This window comes from Roseicitreum antarcticum, assembly GCF_014681765.1.
In the GTDB taxonomy this organism is placed as follows: Bacteria; Pseudomonadota; Alphaproteobacteria; order Rhodobacterales; family Rhodobacteraceae; genus Roseicitreum; species Roseicitreum antarcticum.
The window spans coordinates 1,362,501-1,386,176 of sequence record NZ_CP061498.1 but is presented as its reverse complement, the minus strand read 5'-3'; the positions used below and the strand labels follow the sequence as shown (position 1 = coordinate 1,386,176).

The following is a 23,676-nucleotide window of genomic DNA, read 5'->3' as shown; positions in this document are numbered from 1 at the left end:
TTTGGCGGAACAGGCAGGCGGGGCCGGGAAGATCCGGCTCGACAAATGGTTGTGGCACGCGCGGTTTTTGAAGACGCGCAGCCTTGCGGCGAAGTTCATCGGCGGCGGCGCGGTGCGCTTGAACGGCGTGCCGGTCGCCAAGCCTGCCGTGTTGGTGGGGCCGGGCGATGTTCTGACCTTTGCGCTGGGCGAACGGGTGCGGGTGGCGCGAATCGTCGCCCCCGGGATCCGGCGCGGACCCGCGCCCGAGGCGCAGGCGCTCTATGACGACCTATCACCGCCGCCGCCGCCCAAGGACCTGTCGCGCCCCGAACCGGTGCCGGGTGGGCGCCCTGATAAACATGCGCGCCGAAGATTTGCCGCGCCAAAGCCAGATGCGCTTGATTGATCGGACCGGTCGGATTATGTCACCCGCAACCGACAGAATGAGAGCCTGCGCATGACCTATGTGGTGATTGATAATTGTATTGCCTGCAAATACACTGACTGTGTCGAAGTGTGTCCGGTGGATTGCTTTTATGAAGGCGAGAACATGCTGGTCATTCACCCCGATGAATGCATCGACTGCGGTGTTTGCGAGCCTGAGTGCCCCGCCGATGCGATCCGCCCGGACACCGAGCCGGACATGGACAAATGGGTGGAGTTCAACCGCAAGTATTCCATCGCCTGGCCGGTGATCATCACCAAGACAGACCCGATGCCCGGCTATGAGGAACGCGACGGCGAGGCGGACAAGCTGAGCAAGTATTTCTCGGAGGCCCCGGGCGAGGGCGGCTGACGCAGACCAGTGCCACGACCTGAAGGCGATTGGCCCAAATGGCGCGCTACAGCGCCCATGACGCGTGCAAATCGCGCCCTGGTGCGCGGGCGTGGTGCAAACGGTGCTTTGAATTTGGTCAAATTTGTGATATAGAATCGTTACGTTGTCGTAAATATGCGCCATTCTGCGGCTTGCTCGCCCCGCGGAACTTCAGTTTGACACATGATCTGCCACCGGGAAATGGACATTTCCCGTGGGCTTTCTTGTCGCTGATCTATGGCGAAACCTGGGGAAGATCGAATGACCAAACTGAAGAAATCAGAATTCCGGCCCAATGACTTTGTGGTTTACCCGGCGCATGGCGTCGGCAAGATCATGTCGATTGAAGAACAGGAAGTCGCCGGTCTGACGCTTGAGTTGTTCGTGATCTCGTTCGAAAAAGACAAGATGACCCTGCGCGTACCGACCAACCGGGCGGTGGACGTGGGGATGCGGTCGCTTTCGACCCCTGATATTGTGGACAAGGCGCTGGCGACGCTGCGTGGCAAGGCGCGTGTCAAGCGCGCCATGTGGTCGCGCCGGGCGCAGGAATATGAACAGAAGATCAATTCGGGCGATCTGCTGGCGATTGCAGAGGTCGTGCGCGACCTTCACCGCGCCGACGATCAGCGCGAGCAATCGTATTCGGAGCGCCAGCTCTATGAAGCCGCGCTGGAGCGTCTGACGCGCGAAGTCGCTGCTGTATCCGGTGTCGATGAGGCCGGCGCGCAACGTCAGGTTGGCGACGTGCTGGAAGCCCGCGCGGCCTGATCCTGAACCCGTGATCCTGAAAGCCGTGATCCTGGCCCCCGCGCCGTGATCCGGTTTTGAGACGCAGCAGCCGCGCCCCGATGGGGTGCGGTTTTTTCGTGGGGAAAGCGCGGCACGGCCCCGGGGATGGGCTTGCACGCGCCCGGCCCGTTGGCATATAGCCCGGGGAACATCATTCTGGAACGGAGAGGGTCATGGCAGGCCATTCAAAATGGGCAAATATCCAGCACCGCAAAGGGCGGCAGGATGCCGTGCGCGCGAAACTGTTTTCCAAGCTGTCCAAGGAAATCACCGTCGCCGCGAAAATGGGCGACCCTGACCCGGACAAGAACCCGCGCCTGCGCTTGGCCGTGAAGGAGGCTAAGTCGGTTTCCGTCCCCAAGGATGTGATCGACCGTGCCATCAAGAAGTCCATCGGCGGAGATGCGGAAAACTACGATGAGATCCGGTACGAGGGGTATGGCCCCAACGGCGTCGCGGTGATTGTCGAGGCAATGACCGACAACCGCAACCGCACCGCGTCGAACGTCCGGTCCACCTTTGCCAAGAACGGCGGCAACCTGGGCGAAACCGGGTCGGTCGCCTTCATGTTCGACCGGATGGGGCAGATCACTTATGCGGCGTCGGTTGGCGACGCCGATACTGTCATGATGGCGGCGATCGAGGCCGGGGCCGAGGATGTGGAATCGGGCGATGAAGAGCATGTGATCTGGTGTCAGGCGGCGGATCTGAACGCGGTGTCGACCGCGCTGGAGGCCGCGTTGGGCGAATCGGACAGCACCAAGCTGGTCTGGAAGCCCCAAACCAGCACCGAACTGGACCTGGATGCGGCGCAGAAGTTGATGAAGCTGATCGATGCGCTGGAAGATGACGACGACGTGCAGCACGTCACCGCGAATTTCGAGATCTCGGACGAGGTGATGGCGCAGTTGTAAGCGGGGCGGGGCACTTCGCCCGCTCTTCGCTTCCTGCGAGTGCGGGGCAGGGCCCGGTCAGTCGGGGCGGACCCGGTTGATCAGCCCGCCTGTCGCGCGGTCGTAGAGCAAGATTTCGCCCGCTTCGGACACAACCACCACCCAGTCGCGCGCCAGCGTGACGGCTTGCAGCGCGACACCTTCGGGCAGGGTGATCTGGTCGGGCAGGGCCAGCGCGGTCGATGGCGCCGAAAGCCGGATGACAAGCGTCGCCGCAACCACTACAACGCCCAAGATCATCACCCCGGCCAAGGCCGTGACCAGCAGTTTCAGAAACCGCAGGTCCGTTGGGGTTTCATTTTCCGGGAGCTTTTGCATCATGTCTGACCTTCATTCCGTCGTGCAGGTGGTGATCGGCCCGAACCCGCCTGACCGCCTTGATAAGGCGCTTGCCCGCGATGTGCCAGAGGGCGCGGCGCTGTCGCGCTCTCGCCTCATGCGGCTGATCGCGGATGGTGCGGTGCGGCGCGGGGCCGAGGTGCTGGACCAGCCGCGCGCCCGCGTGGCCGAGGGCGAAGTTATCGAGATTGCGGTGACCCACGGCGCCGAGGTGGACACGGTGGCGCAAGACATCGCGCTGGATGTGGTGTGGGAGGATGACGACCTGATCGTCATCAACAAACCTGCGGGTATGGTGGTGCATCCCGCCCCCGGCTCGCCCGATCAGACGCTGGTGAATGCGCTGCTGCACCATTGCGGTGACACGCTGTCGGGCGTGGGCGGTGAGCGGCGGCCCGGCATCGTGCACCGCATCGACAAGGAGACCAGCGGCCTTTTGGTGGTGGCGAAAACCGACCGTGCGCATCACGGTCTGGCGGCGCAGTTCGAGGCGCACAGCACTGCCCGGCGCTATCTGACGGTGGTCTACGGCGCGCCGGACGCGGCCGACCCCAGGTTGCACGGGGTGCGCGGCACGAATTTCGAGGCCGGGAATATCCTGAAGATCACCACCCAACTGGCGCGCCACCGCACGGACCGGCAGCGGCAGGCCGTGACCTTTACCGGCGGGCGCCATGCGGTGACCCGCGCGCGGGTGCTGGAGGCTTTCGGCACCCCGCCGTCGGTCGCGCTGGTGGAATGCTGGCTGGAAACCGGGCGCACGCATCAGATCCGGGTGCATATGGCGCATGTCGGCCACGCGCTGATCGGCGATCCGGTTTATGGCGGGCGGCGCAAGCTGTCGGAAAAGACGCTGGGCGCCGGGGTGCAGGCCTGCGCCGATTTTCCCCGCCAGGCGCTGCACGCGGCGACCTTGGGTTTCAAGCATCCGGTGACGGGCGGGGATCTGTCGTTCAGCGCCGAAATACCGCAGGATATGCAACGGCTTATCGCCGATCTGCGTGGGTAACGTGGCTGCACATGGCCGTGAATTTGGTGAAATACGCTGGCAAGCCCGGGGGATTTGCTTAACCTCTTCGTAAGAAATACAGGATAGCTTGTCGTTGAACGATGGTAGCGGCGTGCTTATCTGAACCAAAACGATTTGAGAGGGACTATCAGGATGAGCACGTATACCAATCTTCCAGCCCCCTCGCCGGAACAGGGTCTGAACAGGTATTTGCAGGAAATCCGGCGTTTCCCGATGCTGGAGCCGGAGCAGGAATACATGCTGGCGAAGCGCTGGGTCGATCATCAAGATACCGAGGCGGCGCACCAACTGGTTACCAGCCACCTGCGGCTGGCCGCCAAGATCGCCATGGGCTACCGCGGTTATGGCCTGCCGCAGGCCGAGGTTATTTCAGAGGCGAATGTGGGCCTGATGCAGGCGGTCAAGCGGTTCGACCCCGAAAAGGGCTTCCGGCTGGCCACCTATGCGATGTGGTGGATCCGCGCCAGCATTCAGGAATACATTCTGCGGTCGTGGTCTTTGGTCAAGCTGGGCACGACATCGGCGCAGAAGAAGTTGTTTTTCAACCTGCGCAAGGCGAAGAACAAGATCGGCGCGCTGGAAGACGGCGATATGCGGCCCGAAAACGTGGCGCGGATTGCGACCGAACTGGGCGTGACGGAAGGCGAGGTCATCGCGATGAACCGCCGCATGGCGGGGGGCGATGCATCGCTCAACGCGACGGTGGGGTCGGATTCGGACGGAACGGCCTCTTGGCAGGATTGGCTGGAGGATGAAACCGCCGATCAGGCCGGCAATTACGCTGAAAAGGACGAACTGGACACGCGGCGGGAATTGCTGATTGCGGCGATGGATGCGCTGAACGACCGGGAAAAGGACATCCTGACCCAGCGGCGGCTGCTGGATGATCCGGTCACGCTGGAAGATCTTTCGACCCGCTATGAGGTGAGCCGCGAACGCATCCGCCAGATCGAGGTGCGGGCGTTCGAGAAGCTGCAAGGGCGGATGCGCACGCTGGCACGTGACAAGGGCATGGCGATTCCGGTCAACTGATTGTTCTGGTAAACTGATTGTTCCGGGCCACCGAAAGGCTGGGGCTGGTGAGGTCAATCAATTGATCAGATGGGTAAGCCGGTCGCTGCTTGCCAACACCATGTGACCCGGCCGGTAGGGTGATGCCTGGCTGCCAACTGGGTTTGACCCGGCCGCCAAAGTGATCCCCGGCTGCCCACATCATTGGCATTTTTGACACGTTCCGCCCCGGATGCGCCGCATCCGGGGCTTTTCGTTGTGAACGGCGCTGCCCCGGGGATAGAGCAAGGGAAAGTGCCGGTCCGGGGGCGCGGCAGGGCAGGGCGGTGTGCCGGAATTCGGGACGCGGCGCTGCCCGCGCCGCCTCAGGCGCCGGGACTGTCTTGTCCGAATCTGCGATCCGGTTTTCCATCGGGCGCGTTGAGGCAGTGATACGGGGCCGCCGGTGCGGGGCATCACCTGGCACGGCATCACCTAGGACGGCGCACTGAACCAGAAGGGGACCTGAAATGTCGGGAAAAGTCATCACCATCGCCCAGCAAAAAGGCGGGTCGGGCAAGACCACGCTGGCCGTGACGCTGGCCGTCGCGTTGACGCGCGCGGGGAAATCCGTGGCGCTTCTGGATACCGACCCGCAGGGATCATTGGGGCGGTGGTTCATGGCGCGGCGTGCCGCGTTGGGGACGGCGGGCATGGCATTCTCGACCGCCTCGGCCTGGGGCGTGGCGTATGAATGCGAAAAACTGCGCGGTGACGCGGATTTCGTCATCATCGACACCCCACCGAAGGTCGATGCCGACCTGCGCCCCGCGCTGCGCGAGGCCGATATCGTGCTGATCCCGGTGGCGTCCAGCCACGTCGACCTGTGGGCGACCGAGGGCGTGCTGGACCTGGCGCGGCGCGAAGACAAGGCGGCGCTGATCGTGTTGAACCGGGCGCGCGCGGGCACCCGGCTGGGCGCCGAGGTCGGAGCGGCCGCAGCCGCGCTGGACGTGCCGGTGGCAGAGGCGCAACTGGCCAACCGGGTGATCTATGCCGAAACGCTGGGGCAGGGCTTGTCGGCGATCGAGGGCAAGGCCAGCCCGCAGGTCCGCGCCGAGGTTGCCGCGCTGCTGGACGAAGTGCTCAGCGCGCTGGCGTAACCCCGCGCGCCCGGCGCTTGTGTCAGTTTGCTGGTCCAGGTGATTTTGGCCCAGGTGATCTTGGTTCGGGTGGTTTGGGCGCTGTGGTTTTGGTCCGGGGTGATTTGCGCCGCGTCGATTGTCGCCTGGGTATCTTTAGCGCGGTCAACTTTAGGCCGGTCGATTGTGGCCGCCCACCTGCGGCCTCGGTGCCGCGCGGCAGGTCGATGCAGGCGCAGAGCCCGCCCAGCCGCGCGCTGCGCGACAAGATCAGCCTGCCGCCATGCATCTGCGCGGCATCATCGGCAATCGCCAGTCCCAGCCCGACACCGCTGCCCCGGTCTTGATTGCGCGCGGGATCGAGGCGCACGAAGGGGCGTTTTGCCTCTTCCCGGCGATCATCTGGAATGCCGGGGCCGTCATCCTCGACACAGATCACCAGCCGGGTATCGCTGCATTTCAGCTGGATTTCGGCGCGCCCCGCATAGCGCAGGGCGTTGCTGATCAGATTGTCGATCGCCCGTTCGATCAGGCTGACGCGCAGCGTCGCGATGGCCGTGCCAGGTGCTTCTATCAGCCGCACATCCCCACCGCAGCGACGGGCGTTGAGGATCAACCCCTCCAGTAGCGCGACCACATCGACCTGGGCGCTTTCGGCGGTGGCCTGTCCGCGCACATAATCCAGAAAGCTGTCGATCAGCCGGGCCATTTCGGCCAGATCGGCCTGCATCGCGCGGGTCTCGTCGTTCTCATCGGCCAGTGACAGGCTGAGGCTGAGCCGGGTCAGCGGCGTGCGCAGGTCGTGGCTGATCCCTGACAGCATCAAGGTGCGCTGTTCGATCTGCCGTTCGATCCGGGCGCGCATGTCCAAAAACGCGCGCCCTGCTGCGCGGATTTCGGTGGCACCGGTGGGCCGGTAGGGCATGTTCTGGCCGCGCCCGAAGGCCTCGGCCGCCGCCGCCAGCCGTTTCACCGACCGCACCTGATTGCGCAGGAAAATCGCCGAGATCAGCGTCAGCACCAGCCCGCTGAACACCATGATGACCAGAAGCTGATGCGGATTCGAGGCGCTGACGCGGCGCCGGGGCAGGGTCGCCTCTACCAGCCCATGCGACGTGTCGATCCAGAAAAGTACCAGATCTTCGGGGTTCAGCAAATCGGCGACGCGGTATTGCGGCAGGGCGGCGCGCAACGTGTCGATCACCGCGCGCCCCGACAGGTCATAGAACAGGCGCCGGTCGCGCGCGGGCGGCGGCGCGTCAGGTGTTGCGGGGCGCAGACCGATCTGAAGCGCATCTGACAGCGGGCGCAGGTCGCGCAGCGCCGTATCGAGGTCAGGGGCGGCGTCGATGCGGGGCAGGATATAGCTCAGCTCGGCGACGATGCTTTCGGTCATCTGCCGGGTCACGCCCTCGAAATGCCGCTGGATGAAAACGATGGACATGACCAGTTGAATCGTCACGATGGGGACGATCAAGATCAGCGCGGCCCGCCCGTAAAACCCGCGTGGCATGAAGGATTTTAACCAATGTGCAATCATATCCGGGGTTATATCACGTCAGCCGGTTGGCACACGGGTTGTTTTTATGGGCGCGCGCGGTGACCGGGGCGGTTGACCAGCCTGCGTCCGGGGTCCGCCGCGTGCTGGCGCCCAACCCCTCTGCCATGTGCGCCGAGGGGACGAATACCTACATTCTGGGCGAAGGCGCTGTTGTGGTGATCGACCCCGGCCCGGCCATTCCGCGCCATGTCGACACGGTGCTGGCGGCGCTGTCACCGGGCGAGGTGGTGGTGGCGATCTGCGTGACACACAGCCACCTGGACCATTCGGCCGCCGCCCCGACGCTGGCGCAGCGGACTGGCGCGCCGGTCTGCGCCTTTGGCGGGCCCGGGGCCGGGCGCAGCGCCGTCATGGCGGATCTGGCGCAGCGCGGCCTGTCGGAGGGCGGCGAGGGGCTGGACCACAACTTTCGCCCGGACCGGATCTTGCGTGACGGCGACGCGGTGGATTTCGGTGCCGAGCGGTTGGGGGCGCTGTGGACGCCGGGGCATTGCAGCAACCATCTGTCTTTCCTGTGGCGCGGTATCGGGTTCTCAGGCGATCATGTGATGGGCTGGGCGTCGTCGCTGATCTCGCCGCCCGATGGCGATTTGACGGCCTACATGGACAGCCTGACCCTGCTGGAGGCCGCAGCACCCGGCGTGTTGCTGCCGGGTCACGGCGCCCCGGTCGCGGACCCCGCGGCCCGTATCGCGGCGCTCCGCCACCACCGGCAGGCGCGCGGGGCCTCGATCCTGGCGGCGTTGCACAGCGGTATCGACACCGTGCCTGCCCTGACGCGGCATATCTATACCGAGACCCCCGCCGCCCTGCGCCCGGCCGCCGAGCGCAATGTCTTCGCGCATCTGATTGATCTGTGCCGGAAAAACCAGGCGCAAGCATTGGGCGACCTGGCTTTCGCGGCCCGGTTCGTGCCGGGGTTGGGCGGGCGGAATTCGGATAAATAAACCGCGATTTCGCTCTGGACGCCCCGGAAATCACTTGCTATATGCCCTGCATGGTCCGGCGTAGCTCAGCGGTAGAGCAGTTGACTGTTAATCAATTGGTCGTAGGTTCGATCCCTACCGCCGGAGCCAATTCAGCTTTAAGCTACTGAAATCGTTCAGGTTCGGAATTTCGCTCCGACGACCTGAGGCGGTTTGGTCTGAAATCTTGCACAAATCTTGCACAGGTCTTTCACGCCGGTGCCTCGCAAGGTCTTTTTTCCGGTTGAAGTCGTCCCCCTCAAAAGGGCTCGACATGCATCAACAGAAATACGTGACCCAACAGGGCGGCCGGTGTTATTTCCGGCGGCGCATTCCGGGGTTATCCACAGCTCTTTCACCGATTTTCGTGTCTCTGGGGACGTCAGACCTGAAATTTGCTCATACGTGGTCATGGAAGTTGACCGCGGAGTTTGATGAATTGCTCGATAGTTTCCTGTTCATGCTGGAAGAATTGCCGGAGGAGGTGATGGCATGGTACATGACCGTCTGCCTCCAACAGTGCTTGTCCGACATGCGGCGTCAGCATCGCATGGAGCGGATGACCGGCCGCCTCGGGTCGATGTCGACGGAAAACCGCGAACTTGCACGCATCGCAGTGGAGACCCTGCTTGCCGATGGTATCCGGAAGGCATTTCCCGCAAACCGGATCCGTCCGGACTGGTCAGCCTCGACATTGGAAAACGTCATGCGATTCTATCGCGCTGAGGCAAATGCCATCTCGAACGCGGGCATGAAGGATAGGCTGGCCAAGGATTTCACCGCAATCACTGGAAAAACATTTCGGTCACAAGAGCACCTGGCACAGATCATGGACGCCTAGCCAACCGCGCTGCTTCAGCGCCGTGTTGTACGAAGGCCAGATCCTAGTCTTGTACTTCGTAGGGGACCAACTGCTCATGCCTGCCAGCTACCATGCTGGGTTCAAACACGGAATCCCTCACTCCATTTGTGCAACAATGCCTGTCGAAGGTCTGCTTAAGGAGTAGGCGGAACGAATTTTGCAGTTCCAACAAATCTCCGCTTGCCGCCCATTGCGAAGGCAACCTGCTGTTCGACGTTCCTGGCCCAAACTTGCCATTCGCGTGCCGTTTGGAAGCCGTATTGCAGCGTCACTGAACCGGCCATTCGTGCATCCCGCAGCATTTTCGAAGGGCAAGGTCGGTTGAACGGGAGGTAGTGGGTCACTTTGAAATAAGATAGTTTGCCCTCGCGCGAGGGAGTGATTATCTTAGGGCTATGACAGACAAACCCAAGAGACCCCGTGACGCCAACCAGCTTGCCAAGTTCATTGTGGACATGGCCGCTAGTTATGAACCTGTGCATGATCCCGACACGTCTGGACAGCGCAAGGGTGGGAAAAAGGGCGGCAAAGCTAGGGCATTGGATTTGACGCCAGAACAGCGGAGCGAAATTTCGAGTGTCGCTGCCGCTGCTCGTTGGAAGAAGTCAGGAGATTAATCGTCAGTGACTTCATCCTCTGCATCGGCAGCGTGCTTCCGCAGTTCAACATCAAAGTTCAGGTCTAAATCAAGTTCAATTTGTCTTTCGTCAGCGTGACGAGAGTTCCAGCGATCAGCGTCGTAGCTCAACTGCAATCCATCACCGACCATTTGCTCTCGGCGTAGGTAGAGAGATTTTTGCATCATATTCCGTGGCGCTTCATCGATATCAATCCAAACAAACAGCGTTTGCTGGCCTTGCTTGATTGGCACCGCATGGTTCACCCTGTAAGGGCGACCACTATCATCATCATGCTTGATCTCGTCCCGTGCTGCGCGGGAAAGTTCTTGGGCAAGAACATCAAGTGGGTCTTTGGGAACAGGCATATCCCAGCCCATAAGCTGGGCGAACTTTGCCACCTTTTTCATATCAACTTGGATTTCGCCTGTTTCGTCTTTGTAGTGACGAATTAGCCTTTGCAGATCTTTTTTCTTACTCATGGTGAAAGCCCCTTTCTAATAGGCATCAGTAGGGGCAACATCACCCCACCCGTCAGTGACGGCATTTGGTGTTACAATTGAGCGAACAGGGACGAGATATTCCCGCCCAAGGTGGTATTTTTGAGTTCTGAATTGAAGCTGTCCAGCAACTAGGCCAGTGTGGACCTTGAGCATTCTCGCCAGCCCTATGATGTCACGTTTGGCGAAAACTGGTGCTTTGCGCGAGATAAAGGCATCCATCATTTTCTTGGGACGCAGAATTCAGAAGCTGCGGCATTGGCGCGATCTTCTTGGTCTTTGAGTTCCTGCGTGATCTGCGTAGCCTCACCAGAGTTAATATCTACATCAAGCATTGAAATCATCTCGATTAACCCATCTCGATTTTGGACATGCTCAAGTTCGTGACGCAAAACAAAGACAAAGTTGTCGATCCTGTCAAAGCGCAATGACATGCCGATAACGGGTGAGTTGCCATCCAACCAAAAGCAAACACCGTCAATTTTGGTGGACGGTAACGCTTCAACGATAACAAAGCGGATACCCGCTTCTGCCAATATTCGGGGAACCTTCCGCAATTCTTCTGCGGAGTGAACGAGGTTCTTTATTTCGGCTATGGCCGACTTCACCGATGCAGGGGAATAACGTGCGACCATCATTTCGGAGGCAAGGGTTTTGACACGATAAAGCCACGCGAGTTGCGCTGGTGTTGCGGCTATGCTGACTTCTGTTTTCTTTGCCGCATGTGGGAGCGTTTCAATGTCTTCAAGGCGGTTGGCTTGAAAGAAGCGAAGCAATGAACTCTCGACACTTTCAATATCTTTAACTGACTCCGCTTCAAGCCAGCCCCTTTTGATCATTGCATTGATCGGCAGTTTCCCAATCAGTTCTGCACGCATTTGTCTCTTGGGGTCCGGTGTGCTTTCAATCCTAGCAACAGCTAGATCATAATCCTTTTGCAGGGATAGAAAACGCACAGCAGGAACGTCGAACACTTCCTCAAAAATGATGGCTGTTGAGGCATCAACCTTGCGAACATTGGAGACTGTCTTGCTGACAAGGGATTCATCCACGCCCAAAATGATCGCCAAGGTTTTCTTGGTCCACCCTCGATCTGCGAGGAGAGCGGCCACTAGCTGGCCCGGAGATTTGTATTCTTCTTTGTCCATGATGCTGTATAGATCGCTCATCTTTTGCAGGCAATAGACAACATGCGATTAATCGCACGAACTTATAAAATGCTTGACTGTTGGTCAGTTTAAAATTAGGTTGAACCTATGAGAAAACTTGACACAAAATCCCGCGCCCTGATCATCCGCCTTCTGGTGGAGGGTAACTCCATCCGCGCCACATCGCGTATCGCTGACGTGTCCAAGAACACCGTCACCAAGCTGCTTGAGGACGCGGGCAAAGCCTGTGCCGCCTACCATGATGAAAACGTCAAAGGCGTTGAGGCCAAGCACGTTCAGGCCGATGAGATATGGTCGTTCTGCTACGCCAAGGCAAAGAACGTGGAGACTGCAAAAGCTGCTCCATCTGACGCTGGCGATATCTGGACATGGACTGCAATGGACCGCGATAGCAAGCTGATGATCAGCTACACCATCGGGGATCGCTCCGGCGCAACAGCACGTGAGTTCATGTTTGATCTGGCGGCGCGCGTTGCAAACCGCATCCAGTTGACCACAGACGGGCACGGCGCTTACCTCAAGGCGGTCACAGACGCTTTCTCTGGCGATGTGGACTACGCCATGCTGATTAAGTACTACGGCAACCCTACAGGTACAAAGGGCCACGAGCGCAAGTATTCACCAGCGGAATGCACGGGCGCTACCAAAGAGGCAATTTTTGGCAACCCGATCATGGAAGATGTTGGGACATCGCACATTGAACGCCAGAACCTAACAATGCGGATGGGTATGCGCCGCTTCACGCGCCTGACAAATGCTTTCTCAAAGAAGGCGGAGAACCACGCTTACGCGGTTGCCCTGCACTTCATGCATTACAACTTCGTCCGCACCCACAAGACCCTGCGCATGACACCAGCCATGGCCGCTGGCCTTGTCGATACGCCTTGGGAAGTTGAGGATATCGTGGCGCTGGTGGAAAAGGCAGAAGACGCAGCGCCAAAGAAGCGCGGACCCTATAAGAAAAAAGATATTTCAAAGTGACCCACTACCGAACGGGATGTAATTTGCTTTCGCTGCAAGGGCACAAGCGGCGGTTTGTCGATGTGGGTGGGCTGGTGTATCGGACGATCAGCCATGCACACATCAAACTCACCAGCCATTCGGGCACTGCGCGGCACGGCAACATCCACAGCGCCGATGGCTGGGATATCCTCGACCCCTTCAAATGACGGGTGGCGTGAGGCAGATCAGGGCGTTGCCGGACCGTCAGGCTACCACAAATGGTGGACGTGCGGTGCAATACGCGCCTCGTAGATGCCGCGCACCTTGTCCATCGTCTCCGGCGAGAGTGGCGCGAGTGCGTCGGCATCTGCATTCGCCTGGGCCTGATCAGGCCTGCGTGCGCCGGGAATAACGACCGAGACGGCTTCGTTCATCAGGATCCAGCGTAGCGCCATCTGCGCCATCGTCGCGTCGCCCGGCACCAGCGCACGGATCTCGTCGACGGCATCGAGAGCCACATCGTAAGGGACGCCGGCAAAAGTCTCACCCTTGTCGAAGGCGGTGCCGTCGCGGTTGAAGCTGCGGTGGTCATCCTGCGCGAATTCGGTCTCGCGGGTCATCTTGCCGGTCAGCATTCCGCTGGCCAGCGGAACGCGCACGATGACGGCGACGCCGCGGCGCCGGGCTTCGTTCAGAAAGAGTTTGGCCGGACGCTGGCGGAACATGTTGTAGATGATCTGAACAGAGGCGACGTTCGGAAAATCGATCGCCTTCAGTCCTTCTTCGACCTTCTCGACAGAGACGCCGTAGCGAGCGATCTTTCCCTCATCGACGAGCGCGTCCAGCGCACGGAATACCGCAGGCTCGTAGTAGACCGCCGTCGGCGGACAGTGAAGCTGCAGAAGATCCAGCGTGTCCATGCCCAGATTGTCGCGGCTACGGTCCACGAAGGCCGTCAGGTTGTCCTTGGTGTATCCTTGCGCCTCATGCGGGTCTAAGCGTCGTCCGGCCTTGGTCGCCACGAATGGGCGAGGGCCGGACCGGATGGCCAGCACGTCGCGAATCAGCCGCTCGGACCGACCATCGCCGTAGACGTCGGCGGTGTCGAGAAAGGTCACGCCGGCATCGAGCGTCGCGTTCAGCGTTGCCTTGGCGTCTACTTCCGTCACTTCGCCCCAGGTGCCGCCGATGGCCCAAGCCCCGAACCCGATGGCGGTTGTGTCGATGCCGCTCGATCCGAAGGCACGTGTTGTCAATGACATAGCTTTGATCCCTGCTCGCTGATTTGAGACCGATCTTAGGCCGTTGGGCTGGCTCTTCCAAGTCCAATTGCTGTGGTAGTGTCTTGCGCTTTCATTGGCCGATGGCCTCTCCGACACCTCTCACTACCCCTGTATTGGGTTTCGAAGTGGAGCTGATTCGAACCATGTCCGTCTGCATGAATGGCGAGTGCGTCGTCGGGTATGTGGCGTGATATCGTCTGTCATGTTCAGTCCTGCTGTTGGAAACTTCAGACCCGGCCAGACATCATGGTGCGGATGTCCGCCCAGTCGGCCTTGCCGTAGCGTGCGTTGTCGTGGGTCATCAGCTGTCCGCGCCCGCTCATCATATCGCGCAGATATTGCATGCCCTGCCATGCCGGGAACACCTCGCCTTCGGCCGGCGCGACCCGCTGCGTCAGCCGGATCACCGACCCCAACAGGCCCATGCCGCCCGCCCGGATGGTGCGATAATGCCGCCCCGACAGCGCGGTTGCGATCGCCGCCAGTTCCGTCGCCGACGCACTGCCACCGGCGATGCGCAGGTCTCGCGGTGCGTCGGCGTCCAGGGCGACATCGGCGGTAAAGTCGGCCACGTCATCCTTGGTCGTAAAGTCGAGCGATTGGTTTGCATCACCCCAGTGCAGCACGCGCCGGACCCGTGGCAGAAGGATAGGCGCGTCGTCAGTCAAAACGGTCGAGAAGGCACCGTTCAGCACCGAGGTCGCGCGGATGGGTACTGCATCAAGGCGCGCCCGAAACGTGCGGCGCAAATCCATGTTGCGGTTCTCGCCGGGGCGGGTCCGGGTGTAGTCGAGGGAGAAGTCAGACGGGATGAACCTGGGAACACCCGCGGCGACCGCCGCATCCAGCAGCACGCTTTGCTGGTCAATGATGACGTCTTCCAGGCCGTTCAAGGCCGAAACAACACAGTCAGCACCCGCGCAGATCGCGGTTAGTGAAGGTTCATCATATGCACTCTCTGCCAGCGCAAACCCCAGCGTCTCCAGATGTCGCTTCCTGTTCTGTGATGTGCCGGGGCGCACGATCGCGCGGACCTCTGCACCTTTGCGCAGGAGCGCCTGACCGATGCGCTCGCCCAGGTCGCCCGTGGCACCTGCCAGAATCACTGTGTTGCTTTTCATGTCCGCCCCTTTGCCAACGTGCCGTTGCCATGTGATATACATCGCATTTCGATAAATGGAACGGTGTCGTTCAGTTTTATTTCTCCTGCCGACCTGCTATCACCACGCTCATGACAGCAGAGCAAAATCCCAAGACCAGCACACGTCGCGGACGCCCTCGACGCGAGGACGAAGGCGAAGTTACCTCTCGCATCCTTGCCGCTGCGACCGATCTATTTCTGAGAGACGGAGTGGCGGTGACAAGTTGTGAAGCCGTCGTTGCACAGGCGCAGGTCGGCAAGGCCAGCCTTTATGCACGCTACGCGGGCAAAGATGCGCTTTTCACTGCAGTCGTCCGGCATGCTGTCGACAGCAGTGCGCTCTCCATGCATGCACCTACCCTACCAGATGGCACGTTAAGGGATCGACTTGCGACCGTGGGCAAGGCGGTGCTGACGCAGGCCATATCTCCAATTCCACTCGCCTTGATGCGTCTCTTTCTGACAGAGGCGCGTCGCTTTCCAGACCTCATCGCCGAGGTGGATGGCATGGCGCGATCTCGGGTGGTCGACATCGTCGCGCGTGCGGTGACGTCAAGCCATCAAGATTACGGGCCCTCGGACCAGGCGGTGTTCGTTGCTGAACGCTTTCTCGACCTGACATTCGCACCGATCATGCTGGCCGCACTGACTGGGCGCGACGCCGGGATGTCCGCGTCTGCCATCGAAAGCATGATCGCATTTGCCCTCGACACGTTGGACCAAAATGGGCTGCTGCAAGAGGTAAGTTGAGATCCCTTCAAACGCCCAATAGACCCACCCCTAGTCCAGCCGTGGCCCTTGGTCATGGACTCAGCACCAACAGTTGCGCCAGGCACGTCACGAAATGGCGCGATCCTTAAGACCGCAGTTGTTCGGTTTATTGCAAAAAATCGGTCAGATCGGCTCTCGCTGCGTTGCATTCGTTCAGCGTGCTGGCCTCCACCGGGCCAATATGAAGGTCAGCTCCCAGCTTCCCCACATATTCACCTTGCTATCGCAGCAAAGGCCCGGTTCCCGCCCATTTTGTTGAAAAACTCCGAAATTCAGACAACACGATTTCCGGGCCAAAGCCCATCAAGCCAAGAAGTCAGAGTAGATCGTTCGTCAGGTTGCGAGAGCTGGCACATGAGCGGCGAAAGGCTAATCTGGCCGAACCTCTCGCCAGCAAAAGCTAGTCGACCTGTACGGCGAAAACTATCATCGAACAGTGCCGAAAACAGAGTTGTTCAACACAATCCGCCCAATGTGTCAGTAACTCCACTATCCTGAGGCCCGTTGCGCCCAGCTCGTAACCTTGCTTTCAACCCAGAAGCCGATAACAGTCAGACTGAATGAGATGGGAGGCATTCATATGATGAAATACATTGTCGGTCTTGGCGTTCTGGGATTGGCTGTGGTCGGCTACTTCGTGCTGGTTCCCGAAGGAAGGCCACCCGCATCGCCAACCGCGAATATTGAAGCAATAGCCATCCCTGAACCAGTGCCGCCCGCCGAGCCGGCCGCGCTCGGTGCGCCTGACGAGGAGGCATTTCTGGAGGAGGTGGCAGCCAACGCGCGGGAAGGTCTGCCGACGGCGGTGACGGATACGTTGACGCTCAACGACGCTTTCTTCCTGCCGCGCATGCGCATTATGGAGTATGTATACGTGACAAGCTCCTCGTATTCGCGCGCCACTGCCATCGACACGCGAAGCATGATAGAATCGCGTGCCGAGGTGATCTGCCTTGATGGCCGGGAGATGTTCGAGATGGGCGTGACTCTGCGCAACAGCTTTTTCGATGGCGACGGGGATATGTTCCAGCGTGTCTATCTGCTGGCTGAGGATTGTCGCGCCTTCTACTAGATTTCGTTTGTCTGTCCGCCAAATTCCTCATGTTTTGGGCTCCAGAAAGGATGCGTCGATCTTGGACCCGGCGCACCCGCAGAAGGCCGTGTATTCGGATAACGCGGGTCATGTATTTGGATAACATCCCCTATTGAGCTAGCCTGGTTTCAATTGTGCTCGTTTGATGCGCCACATGGTGTTTTCAAGAAAAGCGCGTCCGCGTTTTGGCCGGCTGTTCAACCCGCACCACGTTGATCACGGTCGGTCCAACCGAAAGCAAAGGAATACACAATGTCTCATTCACCGCTCAAGACCACGACAGCGCTTGTCGCCAGCTTGTCGTTGCTGTTGCCGCACCCTGCGATTGTCACTGGAGCGTGGGCGCAGGACGCCGAGCTGCTCTGCCTCGACGAGAGCAAACCACCCTGCCCGGAAGGGGAGCCGGAAGAAGGTTCGACCCTGGAGGAACGGGCAGAGTTCAAGGCAACAGAGGCGGAAGAGGCTGCAAGGCTGCTGGCGGACGATGCAGCAGAAGCGGAGGCCGCGATGCAGGCGGTAGAGGACGTGGCTGCTTCTGAGGCCGAAGCAGAGGCGGCAGCCGAAGCGGAAGCCGAGGCGCAGGCAGAAGCAAGCGCGGCTGCTGCTGAGGCGGAGGCACAGGCGACAGAGGACGCGGCTGCCGCTGAGGCAGAGGTGGCGGCACAATTGGAAGTCGAGGCGCAAGCGGCAGAGGCTGCGGCGGAAGCAGAAGCAGAGGCGGCAGCACAAGCGGAGGCCGAGGCGCAGGCGACAGAAGACGCGGCTGCCGCTGAGGCAGAGGCGGCAGCACAAGCGGGGGCCGAGGAGCAGGCGGCAGAAGACGCAGCTGCCGCTGAGGCAGAGGCGGCGGCACAATTGGAAGTCGAGGCGCAAGCGGCAGAGGATGCGGCTGCGGCGGAGGCAGAAGCAGAGGCGGCAGCACAAGCGGAGGCCGAGGCGCAGGCGGTAGAAGACGCGGCTGCCGCTGAGGCAGAGGCGGCAGCAGAAGTGGAAGTTGAGACGCAAGCGGCAGTGGATGCGGCTGCGGCGGAGGCAGAAGCAGAGGCGGCAGCACAAGCGGAGGCCGAGGTGCAGGCGGCAGAGAGCGCAGCTGCCGCAGAGGCTGAAGCAGAGGCGACACCAGAAGCGACACCAGAAGCGGAAGCGGAAGCTGAGGATCAGCTCACAGAAGAAGAAGCCGAGGAAATGGCTCAGGAAGATCCGACCGTGGCCGAAGAGGGCGAGACGCCAATCGCAGCCACACAGGAGGCAACGGCGCAACCTGTAGATGTGGTCGAGGAAACCCTGGATGCGGAGTCTGTCCGCACCAGTGAGGAAGATTTCGAAACCGCTGTCGATGGTACGACCGAAACCCCAGCGCAGGACAGCGGGCTAAGCACCATCGAGAAGGCGCTATTGCTGGGCCTTGGTGCCGTTGCCGTCGGTTCGTTGCTGCGAAATGGCGACCGCGTGGTGGAGAATACCGGCGACCGCGTTGTCGTCGAAGGTTCGAGGGGGCTTTCCATTTACAAAGACGACGACGCGTTGTTGCGCCAACCCGGGGCGAACATCCGCAACGAGACCTTTTCTGACGGTTCCACCCGTAATACGCTTGATCGGGTTGACGGGTCTCAGGTGGTGACAATTCGTGATGTCCGCGGGCGGGTCCTGCGCCGTGTCGTAATCTATCCTGATGGTACGCGGTACGAACTCTTCGACGACCTTGAACCGGCACCGGCGGTCAATGTGCGCCAATTGCAGGAAACGCGCCCAGCCCCTCGCAGGCTATCGGTGGCAACGAGCGATAGAGATGCCTTGCGTGCGGCGATTGGGGAAGAAATGGCCTATGATGCGGGCCGGACGTTCAGCCTGCGCCAGATCCGCGAAATCGAGCAGGTGCGCAGCCTCGTTCCGGCGATTGATCTTGATACGGTAACGTTTGCGACAGGCTCTGCCGCAATCCCGGCAGGACAGGACCGTAGCCTCGTGATGCTCGGGATTGTGATCGAGGAACAGCTGTTCGAGAACCCGCGCGAGGTGTTTCTGATCGAGGGACATACCGATGCGGTGGGAAGCGCAAGCTATAACCTTGCCCTGTCAGACCGGCGCGCGGAATCGGTGGCGCTCGCCCTGACCGAAGCATTCCGTATTCCGCCTGAAAACCTGATCGTTCAGGGCTATGGAGAAGCGTTCCTGAAAGTGGAGACGCAGTCTGCGGAAGAAAGCAACCGCCGCGCGACGGTGCGCCGCATTACCCCGCTGCTGCGACAGATTGTGGCGAACTGAAACGTACCCTTCAGGAACTGGTTTTCGGTCAAAGTGGCTTCCTCAAACTGGCTCAGGTGGCTTCCCCCGAGGAATCCACCTGAACCAGAGGGGTTTCCGCTTAACACACTGATATCGTGTACGAAAGTACACCCCGCGCCGGTGAACGTAAGCGCTACTGCGCTACCGTAGCGAACTTGTTAACCCAGAACCGTCAACAATCGGCTGTCAAAGAGAACTGAAAAATCCAGTTGCTAGGTGTTCATTCCCGGCATCTTGTGGATCGGGTCGAGGATGAATCGATCCGGCTCTGATGTCCCGATCTTGCAGATGTACTCGTAGGCCTTCGGAGTGCTGACTGCGCATCTGGCGCACGCCGCAATAGCCAGAAGATATTGCTCTCTATTTGCAACATGTGCGGGCACGGCAACTGAAATTTCTACGCATTGCGGTAGGATGGCGGGCTGAGCTGCATCCGTGATGCCCGCACAACTCAATGTTTGTTGACTTGTGACATGCAACCTGTGAGAGCGTATGCAACTTATGCGTGTGGCGCGTGAATTGCGCGTGAGATCGACTCAGAAAGTAGCGAGCAGATGGTCAAGATCGATGAAGCTTTGCGACTCGATGCACTTCATCAACTCAAGCTGCTCGACACAATTTCGAGTGATAGCTTTGATCGCATCACGCGGATGGCGAGCCAGATTTTCAACCTTCCCGTTGCTGCGATCTCGCTGACCGACAGTGACCGTCAGTGGTTTAAATCCCGGGTTGGGATCGACCACAGCTCTATTCCCCGAGAAAAGGCACCCTGTGGAGAAGTGGCTGACAGCCGGCAGTTTCTGGTTATCCGCGACTTTTCCACGGATACGTACTATGCCGACAGCCCTCTCGGCCAGAACGGGACGCGCTTTTATGCGGGCGCTCCGCTAATCACCCGTGACGGCTTCGGCCTCGGCTCCTTGTGTGTTCTTGGCAGGGAACCGCGAGATATCACCAAAGCAGAGGTGGCGGCCCTGAAGGATCTGGCCGCGATGGTTATGGCACAGATCGAGCTGCATCATGCCTTCGGGCGTGTTGATCCGGTCAGCGGGCTGCCCAATCGAAACCAGTTCCTTGAAGACATGGCTGATCTTGCAAACGCGCCTGAGTCGGCAGAGCGGGTTGCGTTTTTGCTGGATCTCCTCAGCCTTGAACAGATCAGCGATTATGTGCGCGTCATGGGGCCGGGCCGCGTCGACGAACTGGTCAGAAAAGCGGTTCTCGAAATACGCCGTAGCGTTGCTCCGGGCGAGGCAGTCTACCATGTTGGCACGGCGCAATTTGTCCTGCTCGCACAACCGGGTGCGACACCGGAGAGTTTTGTCAAAGTTGTCCATGAATACCGTCGCAGCTCGCCCGCAGGAGATGGATCACCAGCCGACGGTGCTATCGGGATCGTGAGCTTCAAGCCGCATGAAAGAACTCCACGTGACCTGTTGCGCGCTTTGCACAGCGCTGCTCAGGATGCCAGGAACTCGCCGGACCTCATCAGCGTATATTCACACGCGGCCGACCGCATCTACCAGCGGCGTTATCATTTGCTGGAGGATTTCGCCACGGCGCTGGAATCGCCTGATCAGCTTCGGCTGGTCTATCAGCCCCGCATCGACCTGATGTCCGGGAAATGTCTGGGGGCCGAGGCTTTGCTGAGGTGGGAACATCCGGTGCTTGGCAACATTCCGCCAGACGATTTCATTCCGATGACAGAGCGTTCGTCACGTGCATCGGCTTTGACGGCCTATGTGCTGGGCGCTGCGATCCGACAGATGCGCGACTGGCAGGAGGCCGGACTTTTGCTGACCATTTCGGTGAACATTTCTGCGTCAAACCTGGCCGAAACCGATTTCGTGGACACTCTCGCAGCCGCGGTCAGACATCACGAGATACCATTTGAACGTCTGGAACTGGAAGTCACCGAAAGTGCTATCATGCATAATCCGGCCTATGCGCTGGCACAATTGCAGAAACTGTCGGACCTGGGCGTCCGCGTGGCCATCGACGATTTCGGAACCGGTCACAGCAGCCTTGCCTATCTTCGGAAGCTTCCGGCTGATGTCGTGAAGATCGACAAGAGCTTCGTAACGCACATAGGCAAGAGCGCGCAGGATCAGGCGCTGGTCCGCTCTATGGTCAAGCTGTCGCAGGAGTTGGGATACCGTGTGGTCGCCGAGGGTGTGGAGTCTGCCCAAATCGCGATGCTGCTGCGCGAGATGGGATGCGAGGAGGCGCAGGGCTACTATTTTGCGCGCCCGTTGGAGGCGGTACAGTTTCTTGGTTGGCTTCACGCGCCAGAAACAGGGGGGGGCGGGCAACGGCGGCTCCGTTCGCCCCGCTGCCTGTCATGGTGCACATGGCGTCGAGCAACTTTAGCCACATGCCGCAGTTGAAATGCCGCCCAGTCAGCACTTCGCCAGTTGCGTCGGTCAATCGGATGACTTCCGCGCAACGAGCACATTCTCCGTGCCGCTTCTTACCTGCCCGGCGCAACAATTTCCCGGTTGCTGTGGCTTGCCGAGGGGGCTGAATGGCACAAGACCGATGCCAAGGTCCTCCCAAAACGGACAGAATGTTCGCCTCTGGATCCCGAGTCCATAAGGAGTATTCGCTTTGAATAGTTGCAACCGGCTGCACCGCATGTGCCAGACGGATCGTCTCCGACATTCCAAAATAACGCACTTTACCCTGAGTGATCAGTTCCCTGACCGTGCCAGAGACGTCCTCAATCAGCACATCTGGGTCGACACGGTGCTGGTAATAGAGGTCGAGATGATCGGTCCCGGGGCGCTGTAAACTGCCGTCGAATGCCCGTTTGATCTGGTCCGGTTTACTGTTCAACCCATCCACGATGTTCACCGGTCCGCCGGTCGATATCCCAGTCGAACTTGGTGGCGATGATGACCTTGTCACGCATGCCGACGAATGCTTCACCGATCATTTCCTCATTGGCCCATAGACCTAAGCCGCGTCGAAGAAATTCATCCCGTGTTCGACTGCGGCGCAAAGTAGGGCAATCATCGCCGGTCGGTCGGGGATGTCACGGGACTTGCCATAACCCATAGCGCCGAGCGACAACCCAGAGACTTCAAGACCTTGACCTAACTTGCGGGTTTGCACGGTATAGTTCTTTCGTTTAGTTCAGTGGAGCGAGCGAGAATGCTCGCTCAACAACCGGCAGGCAAAATTGGTTCGTCAGGCATCCGACGCTGACCGGAGAGCTGATTTTCTAGGTGGCCTTTAGAGTTCCTGTGCCGTTGGCCGAAACAGAATCTCGTTGATATCGACATCTTCGGGCTGGCTGATGGCAAAGTCCACCAGTCGCGCGAATGTCGCGGCGGGAATACCGACTTGGCCGACATAATCCTGATTGGCCTTTTGCAAATCCTTTTCGGTTATGTGGTCAAGCAATTCGGTTTTGACCGCGCCGGGCGAAATGATCGTGGTGCGGATGTTATAGGGCTTCACTTCTTGGCGCAGCCCTTCGCTGATCACGCGCACGCCGTATTTTGTTGCGGAATAGACTGCGGAGCCAGCAAACACTTTGTGGCCCGCGACAGATGACAGGTTGATGATGTGACCCGACTTCTGGTCTTTCATATAGGGCAGGGCCGCCGCGATGCCATAAAGCACACCTTTGAGATTGACGTCGATCATCTGGTCCCATTCATCGACCCTGAGACGGTCAAGCGGGGACAGCGGCATCACCCCGGCGTTGTTGATCAGCACGTCGATGCGGCCATAGGTTTTGACCGCCGTATCCACCAGCCGTTGCTGATCTGCAGGTTTTGTGACGTCGGTCACGACGGCAATGGCTTTGCCACCCGCCTTGATGATATCGGCTGCAAGTGCTTCCAGCCGCTCTGCGCGCCGGGCACCCAGCACGATGCTGGCGCCTTTGGCCGCAAGATGGCGCGCTGCGGCTTCGCCCATGCCACTGGACGCGCCTGTGATGACGATGACTTTTCCGGTTATGTTGTCGGTCATGTTGTTCTCCTTTGATGGTGGCTGCGAAGCTCACTCCGTTTTGGTTAATGTGACTGTGATGTCGCCGGGCCTGTCGAAGATCGACACATCGCTTATGATCTGTCCCAGAATGATGATCCCGGGCGATGGGACGCTGCCAGCGCTGTAGTAAATCACGAGGTCATTGCTGTTCCACAGGCCAAGCGTGCCTGTCGCGAAATCGCGTTGTCGCGGCAATGCCGGCAATTCCGGCAAGGCAGATGGCAGGAACCCGGTCTTTTCCTGACGCAGATGGTCGCGCATGTCGATGGTCAGCGGCAGCATATCCCGCAGTGCATCGGCGGCAACGTTGTCGGCAAGCGTAGCGGTCACACTGCCCCAGTCGGACGAGATCTGAATTTCTTGTTGTGCCATGACAGCAGATCCTGACATTCCAAGGGCGAGGCTGGCAGCGCCCAATGTTGATTTCCACATCTTACAA

23 protein-coding genes, 1 tRNA gene and 1 pseudogene are annotated in these 23,676 nt (G+C 59.8%); 16 read left to right on the top strand and 9 right to left on the bottom strand.

The window, feature by feature from the left end; genetic code table 11:
* The first annotated feature begins 1 nt into the window (after position 1).
* The 4 genes from H9529_RS06630 to H9529_RS06615 all read left to right on the top strand — a co-directional run bounded on the left by H9529_RS06630 (position 2) and on the right by H9529_RS06615 (position 2,505).
* Positions 2-388, top strand: coding sequence for an RNA-binding S4 domain-containing protein (locus tag H9529_RS06630; RefSeq protein ID WP_092888098.1), 387 nt, complete (start codon positions 2-4; stop codon positions 386-388).
* A 51-nt stretch (positions 389-439) separates the two neighbouring features.
* Positions 440-778 (top strand): ferredoxin FdxA, encoded by a 339-nt coding sequence (gene fdxA / locus H9529_RS06625; RefSeq protein ID WP_092888101.1) that lies wholly within the window; start codon positions 440-442, stop codon positions 776-778.
* A 282-nt stretch (positions 779-1,060) separates the two neighbouring features.
* Positions 1,061-1,570 carry a CarD family transcriptional regulator gene (locus H9529_RS06620; RefSeq protein ID WP_092888104.1) on the top strand — a complete coding sequence of 170 codons (510 nt, stop codon included), beginning with the start codon at positions 1,061-1,063 and terminating at the stop codon, positions 1,568-1,570.
* Positions 1,571-1,764: 194 nt separating this feature from the next.
* Positions 1,765-2,505 (top strand): YebC/PmpR family DNA-binding transcriptional regulator, encoded by a 741-nt coding sequence (locus tag H9529_RS06615; RefSeq protein WP_092888107.1) that lies wholly within the window; start codon positions 1,765-1,767, stop codon positions 2,503-2,505.
* Between the two features lie 57 nt (positions 2,506-2,562).
* Here the strand turns inward: H9529_RS06615 and H9529_RS06610 are convergent, their stop codons facing one another.
* Positions 2,563-2,865: a DUF6476 family protein gene (locus H9529_RS06610; RefSeq protein WP_092888110.1), complete on the bottom strand. Its 303-nt coding sequence runs from the start codon at positions 2,863-2,865 to the stop codon at positions 2,563-2,565.
* Between H9529_RS06610 and H9529_RS06605 the strand changes: the two genes are divergently transcribed.
* The 3 genes from H9529_RS06605 (at position 2,864) to parA (ending at position 6,066) form a co-directional block, all read left to right on the top strand.
* The gene (locus H9529_RS06605; protein WP_092888113.1) at positions 2,864-3,892 is read left to right on the top strand and encodes an RluA family pseudouridine synthase; all 1,029 of its coding nucleotides are present in this window, start codon (positions 2,864-2,866) and stop codon (positions 3,890-3,892) included. The genes H9529_RS06610 and H9529_RS06605 overlap by 2 nt on opposite strands.
* A 153-nt stretch (positions 3,893-4,045) precedes the next feature.
* Positions 4,046-4,945 (top strand): RNA polymerase sigma factor RpoH, encoded by a 900-nt coding sequence (rpoH, locus tag H9529_RS06600; protein ID WP_092888116.1) that lies wholly within the window; start codon positions 4,046-4,048, stop codon positions 4,943-4,945.
* A gap of 488 nt (positions 4,946-5,433) precedes the next feature.
* On the top strand, positions 5,434-6,066 hold the full coding sequence (gene parA, locus H9529_RS06595; protein WP_092888119.1) for a ParA family partition ATPase: 633 nt from the start codon (positions 5,434-5,436) through the stop codon (positions 6,064-6,066).
* Positions 6,067-6,088: 22 nt separating this feature from the next.
* On the opposite strand, the gene H9529_RS06590 is transcribed toward parA, so the two are convergent.
* A complete protein-coding gene (locus H9529_RS06590) occupies positions 6,089-7,558 on the bottom strand; it encodes an ATP-binding protein (protein ID WP_223814319.1) in 1,470 nt (489 codons plus the stop codon).
* Between the two features lie 86 nt (positions 7,559-7,644).
* Here H9529_RS06590 and H9529_RS06585 point away from each other — a divergent pair, with 86 nt between their 5' ends.
* The 3 genes from H9529_RS06585 (at position 7,645) to H9529_RS06575 (ending at position 9,412) form a co-directional block, all read left to right on the top strand.
* Positions 7,645-8,553, top strand: a complete 909-nt coding sequence (locus H9529_RS06585; protein ID WP_223814318.1) for an MBL fold metallo-hydrolase — start codon at positions 7,645-7,647, stop codon at positions 8,551-8,553.
* A gap of 54 nt (positions 8,554-8,607) precedes the next feature.
* Positions 8,608-8,682: transfer RNA gene (locus H9529_RS06580), tRNA-Asn, on the top strand.
* 163 nt (positions 8,683-8,845) lie between these two features.
* Positions 8,846-9,412 (top strand): hypothetical protein, encoded by a 567-nt coding sequence (locus tag H9529_RS06575; RefSeq protein WP_092888125.1) that lies wholly within the window; start codon positions 8,846-8,848, stop codon positions 9,410-9,412.
* 634 nt (positions 9,413-10,046) lie between these two features.
* On the opposite strand, the gene H9529_RS06565 is transcribed toward H9529_RS06575, so the two are convergent.
* Together H9529_RS06565 and H9529_RS06560 are read right to left on the bottom strand one after the other, a co-directional pair.
* Complete coding sequence (locus H9529_RS06565) at positions 10,047-10,532, bottom strand: hypothetical protein (RefSeq protein WP_092892858.1); 486 nt, start codon at positions 10,530-10,532, stop codon at positions 10,047-10,049.
* 239 nt (positions 10,533-10,771) lie between these two features.
* Entirely contained in the window at positions 10,772-11,719 is a 948-nt protein-coding gene (locus tag H9529_RS06560; protein WP_223814317.1) for a helix-turn-helix transcriptional regulator, read from the bottom strand.
* A gap of 87 nt (positions 11,720-11,806) precedes the next feature.
* On the opposite strand from H9529_RS06560, the gene H9529_RS06555 reads away from it, so the two are divergent.
* Together H9529_RS06555 and H9529_RS06550 are read left to right on the top strand one after the other, a co-directional pair.
* A complete protein-coding gene (locus H9529_RS06555; RefSeq protein WP_092892862.1) occupies positions 11,807-12,700 on the top strand; it encodes an IS1 family transposase in 894 nt (297 codons plus the stop codon).
* Positions 12,697-12,888, top strand: coding sequence for a hypothetical protein (locus tag H9529_RS06550; protein WP_143033567.1), 192 nt, complete (start codon positions 12,697-12,699; stop codon positions 12,886-12,888). The genes H9529_RS06555 and H9529_RS06550 overlap by 4 nt, the downstream gene beginning before the upstream one ends.
* Before the next feature lie 42 nt (positions 12,889-12,930).
* On the opposite strand, the gene H9529_RS06545 is transcribed toward H9529_RS06550, so the two are convergent.
* Together H9529_RS06545 and H9529_RS06540 are read right to left on the bottom strand one after the other, a co-directional pair.
* On the bottom strand, positions 12,931-13,923 hold the full coding sequence (locus tag H9529_RS06545) for an aldo/keto reductase (RefSeq protein ID WP_092892703.1): 993 nt from the start codon (positions 13,921-13,923) through the stop codon (positions 12,931-12,933).
* Positions 13,924-14,171: 248 nt separating this feature from the next.
* On the bottom strand, positions 14,172-15,065 hold the full coding sequence (locus H9529_RS06540) for an NmrA family NAD(P)-binding protein (RefSeq protein WP_092892707.1): 894 nt from the start codon (positions 15,063-15,065) through the stop codon (positions 14,172-14,174).
* A gap of 110 nt (positions 15,066-15,175) precedes the next feature.
* Between H9529_RS06540 and H9529_RS06535 the strand changes: the two genes are divergently transcribed.
* The 4 genes from H9529_RS06535 to H9529_RS06520 all read left to right on the top strand — a co-directional run bounded on the left by H9529_RS06535 (position 15,176) and on the right by H9529_RS06520 (position 21,622).
* On the top strand, positions 15,176-15,835 hold the full coding sequence (locus H9529_RS06535) for a TetR/AcrR family transcriptional regulator (protein ID WP_092892701.1): 660 nt from the start codon (positions 15,176-15,178) through the stop codon (positions 15,833-15,835).
* A gap of 601 nt (positions 15,836-16,436) precedes the next feature.
* Complete coding sequence (locus H9529_RS06530; RefSeq protein ID WP_092892699.1) at positions 16,437-16,928, top strand: hypothetical protein; 492 nt, start codon at positions 16,437-16,439, stop codon at positions 16,926-16,928.
* 273 nt (positions 16,929-17,201) lie between these two features.
* Complete coding sequence (locus H9529_RS06525; protein WP_092892697.1) at positions 17,202-19,214, top strand: OmpA family protein; 2,013 nt, start codon at positions 17,202-17,204, stop codon at positions 19,212-19,214.
* A gap of 575 nt (positions 19,215-19,789) precedes the next feature.
* The gene (locus H9529_RS06520) at positions 19,790-21,622 is read left to right on the top strand and encodes a putative bifunctional diguanylate cyclase/phosphodiesterase (RefSeq protein WP_092892693.1); all 1,833 of its coding nucleotides are present in this window, start codon (positions 19,790-19,792) and stop codon (positions 21,620-21,622) included.
* Positions 21,623-21,851: 229 nt separating this feature from the next.
* Here the strand turns inward: H9529_RS06520 and H9529_RS20665 are convergent.
* From H9529_RS20665 to H9529_RS06505, 3 genes and pseudogenes are all read right to left on the bottom strand, one after another.
* Positions 21,852-22,079: pseudogene (locus H9529_RS20665) on the bottom strand (aldo/keto reductase); the annotation flags it as partial.
* 390 nt (positions 22,080-22,469) lie between these two features.
* Entirely contained in the window at positions 22,470-23,216 is a 747-nt protein-coding gene (locus H9529_RS06510) for an SDR family oxidoreductase (RefSeq protein WP_092892691.1), read from the bottom strand.
* A 30-nt stretch (positions 23,217-23,246) separates the two neighbouring features.
* Complete coding sequence (locus tag H9529_RS06505; protein WP_218132189.1) at positions 23,247-23,609, bottom strand: cyclophilin-like fold protein; 363 nt, start codon at positions 23,607-23,609, stop codon at positions 23,247-23,249.
* Positions 23,610-23,676: the final 67 nt, after the last annotated feature.

Excerpts from the sequence above, each read along its gene's own strand:
- H9529_RS06525 (WP_092892697.1), top strand. The coding sequence starts at position 17,202 with ATGTCTCATTCACCGCTCAAGACCACGACAGCGCTTGTCGCCAGCTTG.
- H9529_RS06545 (WP_092892703.1), bottom strand. The coding sequence starts at position 13,923 with ATGTCATTGACAACACGTGCCTTCGGATCGAGCGGCATCGACACAACC.
- H9529_RS06610 (WP_092888110.1), bottom strand. The coding sequence starts at position 2,865 with ATGATGCAAAAGCTCCCGGAAAATGAAACCCCAACGGACCTGCGGTTT.
- H9529_RS06590 (WP_223814319.1), bottom strand. The coding sequence starts at position 7,558 with ATGCCACGCGGGTTTTACGGGCGGGCCGCGCTGATCTTGATCGTCCCC.
- H9529_RS06505 (WP_218132189.1), bottom strand. The coding sequence starts at position 23,609 with ATGGCACAACAAGAAATTCAGATCTCGTCCGACTGGGGCAGTGTGACC.
- fdxA (WP_092888101.1), top strand. The coding sequence starts at position 440 with ATGACCTATGTGGTGATTGATAATTGTATTGCCTGCAAATACACTGAC.
- H9529_RS06555 (WP_092892862.1), top strand. The coding sequence starts at position 11,807 with ATGAGAAAACTTGACACAAAATCCCGCGCCCTGATCATCCGCCTTCTG.
- H9529_RS06540 (WP_092892707.1), bottom strand. The coding sequence starts at position 15,065 with ATGAAAAGCAACACAGTGATTCTGGCAGGTGCCACGGGCGACCTGGGC.
- H9529_RS06620 (WP_092888104.1), top strand. The coding sequence starts at position 1,061 with ATGACCAAACTGAAGAAATCAGAATTCCGGCCCAATGACTTTGTGGTT.
- H9529_RS06560 (WP_223814317.1), bottom strand. The coding sequence starts at position 11,719 with ATGAGCGATCTATACAGCATCATGGACAAAGAAGAATACAAATCTCCG.
- H9529_RS06530 (WP_092892699.1), top strand. The coding sequence starts at position 16,437 with ATGATGAAATACATTGTCGGTCTTGGCGTTCTGGGATTGGCTGTGGTC.
- H9529_RS06520 (WP_092892693.1), top strand. The coding sequence starts at position 19,790 with ATGGTCAAGATCGATGAAGCTTTGCGACTCGATGCACTTCATCAACTC.
- H9529_RS06535 (WP_092892701.1), top strand. The coding sequence starts at position 15,176 with ATGACAGCAGAGCAAAATCCCAAGACCAGCACACGTCGCGGACGCCCT.
- H9529_RS06510 (WP_092892691.1), bottom strand. The coding sequence starts at position 23,216 with ATGACCGACAACATAACCGGAAAAGTCATCGTCATCACAGGCGCGTCC.
- H9529_RS06605 (WP_092888113.1), top strand. The coding sequence starts at position 2,864 with ATGTCTGACCTTCATTCCGTCGTGCAGGTGGTGATCGGCCCGAACCCG.
- H9529_RS06615 (WP_092888107.1), top strand. The coding sequence starts at position 1,765 with ATGGCAGGCCATTCAAAATGGGCAAATATCCAGCACCGCAAAGGGCGG.
- rpoH (WP_092888116.1), top strand. The coding sequence starts at position 4,046 with ATGAGCACGTATACCAATCTTCCAGCCCCCTCGCCGGAACAGGGTCTG.
- parA (WP_092888119.1), top strand. The coding sequence starts at position 5,434 with ATGTCGGGAAAAGTCATCACCATCGCCCAGCAAAAAGGCGGGTCGGGC.
- H9529_RS06575 (WP_092888125.1), top strand. The coding sequence starts at position 8,846 with ATGCATCAACAGAAATACGTGACCCAACAGGGCGGCCGGTGTTATTTC.
- H9529_RS06565 (WP_092892858.1), bottom strand. The coding sequence starts at position 10,532 with ATGAGTAAGAAAAAAGATCTGCAAAGGCTAATTCGTCACTACAAAGAC.